This is a genomic window from Saccharopolyspora sp. SCSIO 74807 (genome assembly GCF_037023755.1).
GTDB lineage: Bacteria > Actinomycetota > Actinomycetes > Mycobacteriales > Pseudonocardiaceae > Saccharopolyspora_C > Saccharopolyspora_C galaxeae.
This window is the reverse complement of record NZ_CP146100.1, coordinates 342,190-355,920: the sequence shown is the minus strand read 5'-3', so window position 1 is coordinate 355,920 and position 13,731 is coordinate 342,190. Positions and strand designations below refer to the sequence as shown.

At 71.8% G+C, this 13,731-nt stretch carries 11 protein-coding genes; 10 read left to right on the top strand and 1 reads right to left on the bottom strand.

The features are described 5' to 3' along the window. Window positions 1-108 precede the first annotated feature (108 nt). Together V1457_RS01620 and V1457_RS01615 are read left to right on the top strand one after the other, a co-directional pair. Complete coding sequence (locus tag V1457_RS01620; RefSeq protein ID WP_200070216.1) at window positions 109-780, top strand: uracil-DNA glycosylase; 672 nt, start codon at window positions 109-111, stop codon at window positions 778-780. A gap of 154 nt (window positions 781-934) precedes the next feature. Next, complete coding sequence (locus tag V1457_RS01615) at window positions 935-1,513, top strand: hypothetical protein (RefSeq protein ID WP_200070215.1); 579 nt, start codon at window positions 935-937, stop codon at window positions 1,511-1,513. A gap of 84 nt (window positions 1,514-1,597) precedes the next feature. Here the strand turns inward: V1457_RS01615 and rpmB are convergent, their stop codons facing one another. Then, window positions 1,598-1,789 (bottom strand): 50S ribosomal protein L28, encoded by a 192-nt coding sequence (gene rpmB, locus V1457_RS01610; RefSeq protein ID WP_200070214.1) that lies wholly within the window; start codon window positions 1,787-1,789, stop codon window positions 1,598-1,600. A gap of 410 nt (window positions 1,790-2,199) precedes the next feature. On the opposite strand from rpmB, the gene V1457_RS01605 reads away from it, so the two are divergent. The 8 genes from V1457_RS01605 to coaD all read left to right on the top strand — a co-directional run bounded on the left by V1457_RS01605 (window position 2,200) and on the right by coaD (window position 13,581). Next, a complete protein-coding gene (locus V1457_RS01605; protein ID WP_307850027.1) occupies window positions 2,200-3,789 on the top strand; it encodes a DAK2 domain-containing protein in 1,590 nt (529 codons plus the stop codon). Between the two features lie 67 nt (window positions 3,790-3,856). Further along, window positions 3,857-4,342, top strand: coding sequence for a hypothetical protein (locus V1457_RS01600; RefSeq protein ID WP_200070212.1), 486 nt, complete (start codon window positions 3,857-3,859; stop codon window positions 4,340-4,342). Between the two features lie 133 nt (window positions 4,343-4,475). Next, window positions 4,476-6,701, top strand: a complete 2,226-nt coding sequence (gene recG / locus V1457_RS01595) for an ATP-dependent DNA helicase RecG (protein ID WP_338599443.1) — start codon at window positions 4,476-4,478, stop codon at window positions 6,699-6,701. Window positions 6,702-7,003: 302 nt separating this feature from the next. Next, a complete protein-coding gene (locus V1457_RS01590) occupies window positions 7,004-10,381 on the top strand; it encodes a pyruvate carboxylase (protein WP_200070210.1) in 3,378 nt (1,125 codons plus the stop codon). A 298-nt stretch (window positions 10,382-10,679) separates the two neighbouring features. Beyond that, the gene (locus V1457_RS01585; RefSeq protein ID WP_200070209.1) at window positions 10,680-11,480 is read left to right on the top strand and encodes an SAM-dependent methyltransferase; all 801 of its coding nucleotides are present in this window, start codon (window positions 10,680-10,682) and stop codon (window positions 11,478-11,480) included. 246 nt (window positions 11,481-11,726) lie between these two features. Then, window positions 11,727-12,173 (top strand): L,D-transpeptidase, encoded by a 447-nt coding sequence (locus V1457_RS01580; RefSeq protein ID WP_200070208.1) that lies wholly within the window; start codon window positions 11,727-11,729, stop codon window positions 12,171-12,173. 261 nt (window positions 12,174-12,434) lie between these two features. Next, entirely contained in the window at window positions 12,435-13,025 is a 591-nt protein-coding gene (rsmD, locus tag V1457_RS01575; protein ID WP_338599438.1) for a 16S rRNA (guanine(966)-N(2))-methyltransferase RsmD, read from the top strand. 61 nt (window positions 13,026-13,086) lie between these two features. Then, on the top strand, window positions 13,087-13,581 hold the full coding sequence (coaD, locus tag V1457_RS01570) for a pantetheine-phosphate adenylyltransferase (protein ID WP_200070206.1): 495 nt from the start codon (window positions 13,087-13,089) through the stop codon (window positions 13,579-13,581). Window positions 13,582-13,731: the final 150 nt, after the last annotated feature.

Below are 13,731 nucleotides of genomic sequence, written 5' to 3'. Positions count from 1 at the left end.
CTCGTTCGGGGAACATGATGACGCCGTGCAGTGTCCGCCGTCACGCCGCCCCGCGCCGCTCGGGGCGGCCGCGGGCTCGGTTCCGGCCGATCGCTAGAGTGCGCGCTCATGGCACGTCCCTTGCATGAGGTCGTCGAGGCGGGCTGGGCCGAGGCGCTGGAGCCGGTCGCCGACCAGATCACGGCCATGGGTGAGTTCCTGCGCGCCGAGGTCGCTGCGGGGCGCAACTACCTGCCTTCCGGGGACAACGTGCTGCGGGCCTTCCAGCAGCCGTTCCACGACGTGCGGGTGCTGATCGTCGGCCAGGACCCGTATCCGACGCCGGGGCACGCGGTCGGCCTGAGCTTCTCCGTGGCCGAGGGCGTGCAGCCGCCGAAGAGCCTGATCAACATCTTCCGCGAGTACTGCTCCGACCTCGGCCACCCGAAGCCCTCCGGCGGCGACCTCACGCCGTGGACCGAACAGGGCGTGCTGCTGCTCAACCGCGCGCTGACCGTGCAGCCGAGCAAGCCGGCCGCGCACCGCGGCAAGGGCTGGGAGGTCGTCACCGACCAGGCCATCCGCGCGCTGGCCGCCCGCGAGCAGCCGATGGTGGCGATCCTGTGGGGCAACGACGCGCGCAGCACCCGCGGGCTCATGCCGGGCGTGCAGTGCGTCGAGTCGGTGCACCCGAGCCCGATGTCGGCCGACCGCGGCTTCTTCGGCTCCCGCCCGTTCAGCCGCGCCAACGAGATCCTGCGGGAAGCGGGCGCCGAGCCGGTCGACTGGAAGCTCCCCTGAACGCTCCGGCCGGCCGCCGCCGGTGAACGCGCTGTGATCGAACAGCCCTCCGGCGTGTCCGCGAGGCGCCGGTTCGGCGGATGGTCCGGCTCGGCATCCGGTCGTACATTGGCCGTGCGGTGGACTTGTGCGCGCCGATGGAAGAAGGCTTGTCATGGGTGCCGGAGGTGGTCTGACGCGCCTGCTGCGCAGGGTGTGGCCGGGAGCCAACCCGCTGCGGCGCCGGACCGACCTGTTCGAGCCGGCGGCACTGCTGGTCGTGCTGGTGCTGACCGCGGTGGCGGTGGTCGCCGCGCTGCTGGTCTCGCAGTCGGTGCTGCACTCGCACCTCGCCGAGGTGCGTGCCGAGCAGGCGTCCCGGCACGCGGTGCAGGCGCGGGTGCTGGCTCAGCTCAACGGCGACGATCCAGTGACGCGGCCCGTCGCGGTGGGTTGGAGCCCGAGCCCGCAGCAGGAGCGGTTCGCGGTCGTCGAAGCGCCGGTGAACGGCCCGCTGCCCGCGGAGCTGCCGATCTGGGTCGACCGGGAGGACCGCCCGGTCCCGCCGCCGCGCCCGCCTGCCGAGGCGACGCAGGCGGCCGGTACCGCGGGGGCCGGAGTGCTGATCGGCTCCGTGCTCGGGTTGTCGGTGCTCTACGGCGGCGCCCGCTGGGTCGTGCGCAGGCAGCGGCTCGCGGCCTGGGAAGCGGAATGGGCGCAGGTCGGCCCCAAGTGGCGGCACTACTGGCCGTGACGCCCCGCAGACCGTGCGGGCGCGAGACGCGAAGAACCCCGGGGCGGTCGGACCACCCCGGGGTTCTTCGTGCGATTCGAGCGTTCAGCCGCGAACGACCTTGCCCGCCTTCAGGCAGGAGGTGCACACGTTCATCCGCTTGCGCCCGGAAAGACCGATCTTGGCGTGCACGGTCTGGATGTTCGGGTTCCACCGGCGCCTGGTCTTCCGGTGGGAGTGCGAGACCAAGTTGCCGAAGCCCGGCCCCTTGTTGCAGACGTCGCAGACGGCAGCCACGTCAGACACCCCTAACTTTCGCGTTCGACGTGCTCCCACGCCGGCGGCGGGGAAGCCTGGGTTTCGGTTGCGGCGATGGTCCGCACGAGCGCTGCCCGCTTGGTGGTCCCGCCGGCTGCGCGCCGAGGAGGACCGCGTCCCGCTGGGCCTGCTGCTCGCCAGGGTCGCGCCGCGCCTCCCGGCAGTGCCCTCCGGCGGGATCGTCGATGCGATCCGCCGGTACCGTCCTCGCGCGGAGGCCGGGCCGGGCGTACAGCCATGCGGATGCCCTGGGCCATCGCCGCCCAAGACCCGGACAGCTTACCCCACGGTCGTCGTGCCCCTTCGCCCGCCTGGCGAGTGCGGATCGCACGGGGACGGATCGCCGGGCCGTGGCCGCGACAGCACCGCCCGGCTCCTACGCTGCCCGCGTGGCAGGGAGTCCGGAAGTGCTGCGGGTGTTGGACGAAGCGGCGGCCCGCCGGTGGGCGCGCGAGTCGGTGACGGCACTGGCCGCCGACCGCGCTGCGCTGGACCGGATCAACGTCTACCCGGTCGCCGACGCGGACACCGGCACGAACCTGCTGCACACGATGCGCTCCGCGGGCTCGGCGCTGGACGCGTCGGAGGCCGCCGCGCCGGACGGGCTGCTGGCGGTGCTCGCGGAGGGCGCGCTGGCGGGCGCGCGCGGCAACTCCGGAATGTTGTTCTCGCAGGTCCTGCGCGGGCTGGCCGAGGGAGTGCGGGGCGTCGGCAAGATTGACGGCGCCGCGTGGCGGGATGCTTTGCACCGCGCGGAGTCGCTCGCGCGCCGAGCGGTGGCCGAACCTGTGGAGGGCACCCTGCTGTCGGTGCTGCGCGCCGCCGTTCTCGGCGCCGCGAACTGCACCTCCGACGAACTCGCCGACGTGGTCCGGCTGTCCACGGCGGATGCGGTGCTGGCGCTGGAACGCACCACCGCACAGCTCCCGGCGCTGGCGGCGGCGGGGGTGGTCGACGCGGGCGGGCGCGGCCTGGTCGTGCTGCTGGACGCGTTGCACGCGGTGGTGCACGACGGTGCGCGGCTGGCGCCCGAACCTCCGGAGGGGGAGCTGCGCGAACCGGCAGCGCCGGGCGGTCCCGCCTACGAGGTCATGTACCTGCTCACCGGCGCGGAGCCGGAGGGTCTGGAGCGGCTGCGCGACGCTCTGGCGGAACTCGGCGACTGCGCATCGGTGGCCGGTGACGGCGCGGACTCGTGGGCGGTGCACGTGCACTGCGACGACATCGGCGCGGCGATCGAGGCGGGCATCGAGACCGGCCGCGTCCGCCGCATCCGGGTGGTGCGCTTCGCGGATCAGGCCGCCGCGCCGCACGCCGCGAGCGGACAGGGGGTGCTGGCGTGCGTGCGCGGCGGCGAACTCGCCGAGCTGTTCCGCGGTGAGGGCGCAGATGTCCTGGAAGTGGGTGCCGAACCACCCGCGGCGGACGAGCTGGTCGAAGCGATCGATGCGACCGGTGCCGCGCACGTGGTGGTGCTGCCCAACGACGCGGCGGTCACCGCCGTCGCCGAACGCGCCGCCGAGCACCTCGTCCGCGCGGGCCGCGACGTCGTGGTCGTGCCCACCGGCTCACCGGTCCAGGGCTTGGCCGCGCTCGCGGTGCACGACACCTCGCGGCGGCGCCCGGACGACGTGGTGGCGATGGCGGAGGCCGCGGCGGCGACCCGGCGGGGCGAGCTGCGCATCGCCGATTCCGAGGCGCTGACCTGGGCGGGACACTGCCGCCCGGGTGATGTGCTGGGGCTGGCCGATGGCGAGGTCGTGCTGCTGGGCCGAGATTTCTTCGCGGTGGCCCGGGACCTGGTGGACCGGATGTTCACCGCGGGCGGGGAACTGGTCACGGTGCTGATCGGTGCGCGGGCGCCTGCCGGGGTCGGCGACGAGCTGACCGCGCACCTGGCGCGGCACCGGCCCGAGGTCGAGTGCGTCTGCTACCCGGGAGGGGAACTCGGCTCGGCCGTGCTGCTCGGTGTGGAGTGAGCGAGCCGGGTTCGCGCCCCTCGCCATCTGGCACGGTTACTACCGCGAAGACGATCGAGGGGGCGCGATGACGATCCGCAAGCGGATGCGGCCGGAGGAGCGGTCGGTGTGGACCTCGGCGGTCTCCAGCGCGGTGCTGCTGGTGCTCGCGGTCGTGTCGCTGCTCGCGGGCGCGTTGTTCGCGGTGTGCACCGCGATCGATGTGCTGCCGGGACTCTGGTTCACCGCCGCGACGTTCACCGTGGTCGGCCTGACGCTGCTGCTGTTCTCGTCGGTGCGGGTGCTCATCGGCGATCGAGGGCTGACGATCATGTACGGCCCGTTGCGCAGGCCGGTGCAACGGCTGGCGCTGGCGGAGATCGAAAGCGCGCGGGTGGAGAACCGGCGGCCCGCCGAGGTCGGCGGCTGGGGCTACCGCGGGCTTCCCGGCAAGGCCACGATCATGTTGCGCGCCGGGGAGTGCCTCGTGGTGCGCTACCGCTCCGGCCGGGAGGTCGGCATCAGCGTGGACGACGCGGAACGCGGCGCGGCGCTGCTGAACGCGATGCTGTGAGCGCGCAGGCGGCGGGTTTCGTCGGTGGCGTCCGATAATCTCGCCAGCGGAAGCTCAGCGGGAACGCCCGAAACCGATGAGGTTCACGACCGGTGGGCCGGAAATCTTGGGGCACAGGACGAGCGGGGCACGGATGACCACTTTGGAGACCGGGCTGGAGCGGGTGCTCGGCGGCAAGACCGGCAAGGCGCTCGAGTCCGCCCTCGGTCTGTCCACTGTGGGCGACCTGGTGCGGCATTATCCGCGCCGCTACGCCGAACGCGGCGAACTCACCGCGATCGCCGGGCTGGAGATCGACGAGCACGCCACGGTGCTGGCGAAGGTCGAGCGGGTCACCAAGCGCAGCATGAAATCCCGCCGCGGAACCATCGTGGAGGCCCGCATCACCGACGGGCACCGGCCGCTGCTGTGCACGTTCTTCAACCAGGCGTGGCGGGAACGCGAGCTGTTGCCCGGCCGCCGCGGCATGTTCGCGGGCAAGGTCACCGCCTACAAGGGTGCGCTGCAACTCGCGCACCCCGAGTACCAGCTGTTCGACGAGCAGGAGCAGGACGCTGGTTCGGCGGCCGAGGAGTTCGCCGCAGCGCTCATCCCGGTCTACCCGTCCGCGCAGGGCCTGCCGTCCTGGTCGATCGCCCGCTGCGTGCGCCAGGTGCTGGACACCTGGGACGGGGCCGAGGATCCGCTGCCGGAGCCGCTGCGCGCCGAGCACCGGCTGATGGGCCTGGAGTCCGCACTGCGCAAGATCCACCAGCCCGCCGATCACGGCGAGGTGGCCGCCGCGCAGAACCGGCTCAAGTGGGACGAGGCGCTGGCGGTGCAGCTGGTGCTGGCGCGGCTGCGCGAAACCGCGCACGAGCACCCCGCCCCGGCCAGCCCGCGCCGCGATGACGGCCTGCTCGCCGAGTTCGACCGGGGGTTGCCGTTCCGGCTCACCCAGGGCCAGACCGACATCGGCGAGCAGATCGCCGCCGACCTGGCCACCGAGCACCCGATGAACCGGCTGGTGCAGGGCGAGGTCGGTTCCGGCAAGACGCTGGTGGCGCTGCGCGGCATGTTGCAGGTGGTGGATTCCGGGCGGCAGGCCGCGATGCTGGCGCCCACCGAGGTGCTGGCCGCGCAGCACGCCCGCTCGCTGGCCGAGCTGCTTGGCGACCTCGGCAGGGCCGGTGAGCTCGGCGCGGCCGAGCACGCCACCGGCGTCACGCTGCTGACCGGCTCGCTGCCCGCCGCGCAGCGCAAGAAGGCGTTGCTGGCGGCGGCTTCCGGCGAGGCGGGGATCGTCGTCGGCACCCATGCGCTGATCCAGGACCGGGTGTCGTTCGCCGACCTCGGCATGGTCGTGGTCGACGAGCAGCACCGCTTCGGTGTGGAGCAGCGGGACGCGCTGCGGGCGCGCGGCGGCGGTGAGGTGGCGCCGCACGTGCTGGTGATGACCGCGACGCCGATTCCCCGCACGGTCGCGATGACCGTCTACGGCGACCTGGAGACCTCGGCGCTGCGGGAGCTGCCGCAGGGCCGCTCGCCGATCAGCACGAGCGTGGTTCCCGCGGCGGAGAAACCGGCGTGGCTGGACCGCGCGTGGCAACGCGTCCGCGAAGAGGTGACCGCGGGGCACCAGGTCTACGTGGTGTGCCCGCGCATCGGCGACGACGAGCAGAACCCGCCGAAGAAGCCGAAATCCGCCCAGGAGTCCGAAGTGGACGAAGAAGCTCCGGACGAGGGCGCGGATTCCGGCGAACGCCGCTCGCCGCTGTCGGTGCTGGAGGTGGCCGAGAAGCTGTCCGCGGGGCCGTTGTCCGGGCTGCGGCTCGGCGTGCTGCACGGCCGGTTGCCCGCCGACGACAAGGACGCGGTGATGCGCGCCTTCGCCGACGGCGGTGTGGACGTGCTGGTGGCCACCACGGTCGTCGAGGTCGGTGTGAACGTCCCGAACGCCACGGTCATGGTGATCATGGACGCGGACCGGTTCGGCGTGAGCCAGCTGCACCAGCTGCGCGGCCGCGTCGGGCGGGGTTCGGCCCCGGGGTTGTGCCTGCTGGTCAGCGATGCGGTCGCGGGCACCACCACGCGCGAGCGGCTGGACTCGGTCGCCTCCACCACCGACGGGTTCGAGCTGGCGAAGCTGGACCTGGAGCTGCGCAGGGAAGGCGACGTGCTGGGCGCGACGCAGTCCGGCCGCAAGTCCGGGCTCAAGATGCTCTCGCTGCTGCGCGACGAGGACGTGATCGCCGAGGCGCGGGTGGCGGCGCAGCACCTGGTCGCCGAGGATCCAGCGCTGCGCGGCCATCCCGGTCTGGCGGCAATGGTCACCGAACTCGTCGACGCGCAAAGCGCGGGTTTCCTGGAGAAGTCGTGAGCGCGGCGGAGTCCGAACGGCGGCGCGCGCATCGGCGGACGGTGTGCGACCCGGCCGGTGGTGATCGGGCGCGCTCGACCGCCCGCGCGAAGGACGGGTGGCGCACCGGCCGAGCCGCGGTCAACTTTCGCGTCGGCGGAAAAACTCGATTCCTTCTTGTCGGGACGCCTTGCATGACCGATCTTCCGCAGCAGGTCAGCGCTTTTCGATGAGGTGCATCACCGTTGCACTCTCTCGGTGGGCGGAATTTTCGCGGTACGGTTTCGCCCGACGGTCCGACACCTGCCCAGGAGGTAGCCGGCATGTTCCGCAAGGTCCTCGTCGCCAACCGTGGCGAGATCGCCATCCGAGCCTTCCGCGCGGGCTACGAGCTCGGCGCCGGAACGGTGGCGGTGTTCCCGCACGAAGACCGCAACTCGCTGCATCGGCTCAAGGCCGACGAGTCCTACGAGATCGGCGAACCCGGCCACCCGGTGCGCGCCTACCTGTCCGTGGACGAGGTAGTGCAAGCCGCGCGCCAAGCCGGCGCGGACGCGATCTACCCCGGTTACGGTTTCCTGTCCGAGAACCCGGATCTGGCGGGCGCGTGCCGCGAAGCGGGCATCACGTTCGTCGGCCCCAGCCGCGAAATCCTGGAGATGACCGGCAACAAGGCCACCGCGGTGGCCGCGGCCCGCGAGGCGGGCGTGCCGGTGCTGGATTCCTCCGCTCCGTCCGCGGACATCGACGAGCTGACGTCGGCGGCCGAGTCCATGCAGTTCCCCGTGTTCGTCAAGGCCGTCGCGGGCGGCGGTGGCCGCGGGATGCGCCGGGTCGACGAGCTCGGCGCGCTGCGGGAGGCGCTGGAAGCCGCGATGCGCGAAGCCGACGCGGCCTTCGGCGATCCGACGGTCATCCTGGAGCAGGCCGTGGTCAACCCGCGGCACATCGAGGTGCAGATCCTCGCCGACAACGAGGGCAACGTGATGCACCTGTTCGAGCGGGACTGCTCGGTGCAGCGGCGGCACCAGAAGGTCATCGAGATCGCCCCGGCTCCGAACCTCGAACCCGAGCTGCGCGAGCGCATCTGCGCCGACGCGGTCGCGTTCGCCCGCAAGATCGGCTACGTCAACGCCGGGACCGTGGAGTTCCTGGTCGACGAGCAGGGCAGGCACGTGTTCATCGAGATGAACCCGCGCATCCAGGTCGAGCACACCGTCACCGAAGAGGTCACCGACGCCGACCTGGTGCAGTCCCAGCTGCGCATCGCCTCCGGCGAGACGCTGGCCGACCTGGGCATGAGCCAGGAGACGATGCGGCTGCGCGGCGCGGCGCTGCAGTGCCGGATCACCACCGAGGACCCGACCAACGGGTTCCGCCCGGACACCGGGATGATCAGCGCCTACCGCTCGCCGGGCGGCGCGGGCATCCGCTTGGACGGCGGCACCGCGTTCGCGGGCACCAGCATCAGCGCGCACTTCGACTCGATGCTGGTGAAGCTTTCCTGCCGCGGCAGGGACTTCCCGACCGCGGTGGCGCGGGCGCGCCGCGCGGTGGCGGAGTTCCGCATCCGCGGGGTGGCCACGAACATCCCGTTCCTGCAGGCGGTGCTGGACGACGAGGACTTCGCGGCGGGCCGGGTCACCACCTCGTTCATCGAGCAGCGGCCGCACCTGCTGACCGCCCGGCACTCCGCCGACCGCGGCACCCGGCTGCTGAACTACCTCGCGGACGTGACGGTGAACCGGCCGAACGGGGAGCGGCCCGCGGCCGCGGACCCGGTGTTCAAGCTGCCGGACGTGGACCTGACCACGACGGTGCCGAAGGGCTCCAAGCAGCGGCTCACCGAACTCGGCCCGCAGGGCTTCGCGCGCTGGATGCGGGAATCCGACGCGGTCGGCGTCACCGACACCACCTTCCGCGACGCGCACCAGTCGCTGCTGGCGACGCGGGTGCGCAGCAAGGACCTGCTCGCCGTCGCGCCGCACGTCGCGCGGATGACGCCGGAGCTGCTGTCGCTGGAGTGCTGGGGCGGTGCGACCTACGACGTGGCGCTGCGGTTCCTGGCCGAGGACCCGTGGGAGCGGCTGGCCAAGCTGCGCGACTCGGCGCCGAACATCTGCCTGCAGATGCTGCTGCGCGGGCGCAACACCGTCGGCTACACGCCTTACCCGACCGAGGTGACCGAGCACTTCGTGCAGGAGGCCACCGACACCGGCATCGACATCTTCCGGATCTTCGACGCGCTCAACGACATCGAGCAGATGCGCCCGGCGATCCAGGCGGTGCGCGACACCGGCAAGTCCGTTGCCGAGGTGGCGCTGTGCTACACCGGCGACCTCTCGGACCCGGGCGAGAACATCTACACGCTGGACTACTACCTGCGCCTGGCCGAGCAGATCGTCGAGGCGGGCGCGCACGTGCTGGCGATCAAGGACATGGCCGGGCTGCTGCGCGCGCCCGCGGCCACCAAGCTCGTCACCGCGCTGCGCAGCGAATTCGACCTGCCGGTGCACCTGCACACGCACGACACGCCGGGCGGGCAGCTGGCGACGTACCTGGCCGCGATCCAGGCCGGGGTGGACGCCGTGGACGGTGCGACGGCCTCGCTGGCGGGCACCACTTCGCAGCCCGCGCTCTCGTCGGTGGTGGCGGCCACCGATCACACCGAGCGGGCGACCGGGCTGGACCTGGGTGCGGTGTGCGACCTGGAGCCGTACTGGGAGTCGGTGCGCAAGATCTACCGGCCGTTCGAGGCGGGGCTGGCCTCGCCGACCGGCCGGGTCTACCGCCACGAGATCCCCGGCGGGCAGCTGTCGAACCTGCGCACCCAGGCCGTCGCGCTCGGTCTCGGGGACAAGTTCGAGGAGATCGAGGCGATGTACGCCGCGGCCGACCGCATCCTCGGCAGGCTGGTGAAGGTCACCCCGTCCTCGAAGGTCGTCGGTGATCTGGCGCTGCACCTGGTCGGCGCGGGCGTGGCCCCTGCGGACTTCGAGGCCGATCCGCGCCGGTTCGACATCCCGGACTCGGTGATCGGCTTCCTGCAGGGCGAACTCGGCGAGCCGCCCGCGGGCTGGCCGGAGCCGTTCCGCACCCGCGCGCTGGAGGGGCGCCCGCAGGGCCGCCAGCTCGCGGAACTCACCGAGGAGGACCGGAAGGGGCTCGCGGAGAACCGCCGCGACACGCTGAACAAGCTGCTGTTCGCCAAGCCCACCAAGGAGTTCACCGAGCACCGCGAGGCGTACGGCGACACTTCGCTGTTGCGCAGCAAGGATTTCTTCTACGGGCTGCGGCCGGGGGAGGAGTACTCGGTCGACCTGGAACCGGGCGTGCGGCTGCTCATCGGCCTGGAGGCGATCAGTGACCCGGACGAGCGCGGCATCCGCACCGTGATGGCGGTGCTCAACGGCCAGCTGCGGCCGATCCAGGTGCGGGACCGCTCGGTGGCCACCGACCTGCCGGTGGCGGAGAAGGCCGACCGCAGCAATCCGGCGCACGTTCCGGCGCCGTTCGCCGGGGTGGTCACGCTCTCGGCCGCCGAGGGCGACAGCGTCTCGGCCGGTCAGACCGTGGCCACCATCGAGGCGATGAAGATGGAGGCGGCGATCACCGCTGGGCAGGACGGGCAGATCAAGCGCCTCGCGATCGGTTCCGTCCAGCAGGTCGAAGGTGGCGACCTGATCGTCGAGCTGGGCTGACGCCGGTCCGCTCGTTCGCCCGGTAGGAGAACAGGCGCCGTCTCGCTGCGGAAGCTTGCCGATCGTCGGCTGTCCGCGCGGGACGACGCCTGGGAGTCCGCGGTGGTTCTTCGACGCGCAGAACCCGCTCGGCGATCTCCGAGCACTTCGACGGCCGAGCGGATTCCACCGGAAGTGAATCTTCTGCCTGCGCTGATCGGTGGGTATCGTTGCGCCGACCGTGGCAGGCGAAGATCTCCGCGCCACGTTCCGCACGATCGGGCCGCCCACCGGGGCCGGCCCCGCGAAGGAGCCGGCCGTGACACTGCTGCCCAGGGGCGCGGACATCACCAAGTCCAGCGCTTCGCGCGTCTACGACTACGGGCTGGGCGGTTCGCACAACTTCGCGGTGGACCGCGAAGTGCTCGACGCGATCAAGAAGATCTACCCGCCGACTCCGCAGCCCGCCGTGGACAACCGCGCGTTCCTCGGCCGCGCGGTCCGGTTCTGCCAGCAGGCGGGCATCCGGCAGTTCCTGGACCTGGGCTCGGGAATGCCGACCCTGGGCAACGTGCACGAGATCGCGCAGCGGGACGATCCGCTGGCGCGCGTGGTCTACGTCGACGTGGATCCGGTCGCGGTGGCCTACAGCCGGACGCTGCTGGCCGGTCAGCGCCACACCGCGGTGCTGCAGGCCGACATGCGGGATCCGGAGCACGTGCTCAACCACCCGGACACGCTGGCCGCGCTCGACTTCGAGCAGCCGGTGGCGGTGCTGATGGTGGCGATGACGCACTACATCAACGACGCGGATCGGCCCGGTGCGGCGGTGGCGGCCTACCGGCGGGCGATGGCTCCCGGCTCGTTCCTGGTCTTCTCGCACATGACCGCGGACGACTTCCCGGAGGTCCGGCGCACCGCCGAGACGTTCAACGCGGGCAGCTCCGACGAGCTGGTGCTGCGCAGCCGCTGCGAGATCGACGCGCTGCTGGGCGGTTTCGAGTACCTGGATCCGGGGTTGGTCTACCCGGCCGATTGGCGCCCGGACGGGCCGCTGTCGCCGGGGTACGAGCCTGCGCGGGCCGCTTGCTACGCAGCCGTCGCGCGACCGCGCGATTGAGCTGCCGTCGCGCGACCGCGCGATTGAGCTGCGGAGCACCGGAGTCGGCCAAACACGTTGCGTGCAAACGCAATTAGATCATCCGTGGGTGCGAACCCGTTGCCAGCGGCCGATTTTCCCGGACCAACGTCATCTTTTTGCGGATATCGGGCGAAATCCGACCCCGCAGCGAAACCGAACACGTGTGCTTGTGGCACGGTGGAGTGACAGCGAAGATCCGGAAGGACGTGAACGACCGTGCGCAACTTGACCAAGCACGCCGGGCGACTGGCCCTGGTGACCGCACTCGCCGCGGGCGGCGCGCTGACCGGAGCCGCGGCCTACGCCGACGCCGGCGATGTCACCCCGTGCCAACCGAGCGCGAAGGCGTGCGTCGACCTGTCGTCGAAGCAGGCGTGGTTGCAGAAGGACGGCACGGGCTACTACGGCCCGGTGCCGCTCACCTCCGGTAAGGCGGGCGCCGAGACGCCGACCGGCGTGTTCCAGGTGCAGTGGAAGGACGCCGACCACCGCAGCGGCGAGTTCGACAACGCACCGATGCCGAACGCGGTGTTCTTCACCAACACCGGCGTCGCCTTCCACGAGGGCAGCCTCCAGCAGGAGTCCAACGGCTGCCTGCACTTGTCCACCACCGCCGCGAAGCGGTTCTTCGACGAGCTGAACAAGGGCGACGAGGTGCAAGTCGTGCAGTGATCCGGCACGGCGGTGATTCGCCGCGGCAGTGATTCGCCGCGACGGCGATCCGCCGCCACGGCGCGACTCCGCCCGGGCAGGGAACTCCCCGCCCGGGCGGAGTTTTTTCGTTCGCAGCGCCCGTGCGGGCCGCGCTGCTTTCCCCGCCGCGTCGCAGCCGTCGACGACCACGCCCGGCCCGCTCCTCCTGCCGTCTCGAACCGGGGCGAGGCGGGAGTCCCCCGCACCCGCGCCCCCGCGACCGTGCGCGAAGATGACCCGGTGACTCGGATCGTGGCCGGCAGCGCGGGCGGACGCCGCATCGAAGTGCCCCCGCGCGGTACCCGCCCGACGTCCGAACGAGTCCGGGAAGCCGTGTTCAGCGCGCTGGAAGCGAGCGTGGAGCTGGACGGCGCGCGGGTGCTCGACCTCTACGCGGGCTCCGGTGCGCTCGGGCTGGAAGCCCTTTCCCGCGGAGCCGCGCACGCCACGTTCGTAGAGGCCGACCGGCGCGCCGCGCAGATCGTCCGCCGCAACGCCGGCTCCCTCGGTTTCCGGCAGATCCGGATCGAGCAGGCCAAGGCCGAGACGGTGCTGGCCGATGCTGCGCAGGCCGATACTGCGCTGGGAGCGCCGCCTGCCGGACCGTTCGACGTGGTGTTCGCCGACCCGCCCTACGACCTCGACCCGTCCAAGTTGGACTCGGCGCTGCGCGCGCTGGCGGCAGGCGGCCGGCTCGCGCCGGGCGCGGTCGTGGTGCTGGAACAGGCGGTGCGCAACGGAGATCCGAGCTGGCCGGAACCGCTGGCGGCCATCCGCAGCCGCCGCTACGGCGACACCGTCGTGCACTGGGCGGGCAACGAACCCGCGTGATCGGTGACGCACGCCACGCGACGCCTGATGGGCACCTGGGCCGGTGCTAACGTCGGCGCTCATGAGGCGTGCCGTGTGTCCGGGCTCCTACGACCCTGTTACCAACGGCCATCTCGACATCATCGAGCGGTCTTCCGGGCTGTTCGACGAGGTCGTCATCGCGGTGCTGGTGAACAAGAGCAAGCGCAGCCTGTTCGGCGTCGACGAACGCATCGAGATGCTGCGCGAGGTCACCGAGCCGTGGCCGAACGTGCGCATCGACTCCTGGCACGGCCTGCTGGTGGACTACTGCCGCAACAACGGCATCGGCGCGATCGTGAAGGGCCTGCGCGCGGTCAGCGACTTCGACTACGAGCTGCAGATGGCGCAGATGAACCAGCGGCTCTCCGGGGTGGAGACGCTGTTCATGTCCACCAATCCGCTCTACAGCTTCCTGGCCAGCTCGCTGGTCAAGGAGGTCGCGACCTACGGCGGGGACGTTTCCAGCCTGGTCCCGCCGAAGATCGAGCAGCGCCTGGTGAAGCGCGTCGCCGAACGCGCGGCCGAGGACGGCTGAGGTCCGCTCGGGCGATCGGTCCCGCGGCTTCCCGCATCGGGAACGGGAGATGTACCGGGAACGACCTGGAGCCACTGCCGGGTGAACTCCGGGTGCAGCAGGCTTCGGGTTCCCGCCAAACCGCCCGGCGCGGCCGGGCGGCGGGGCTAG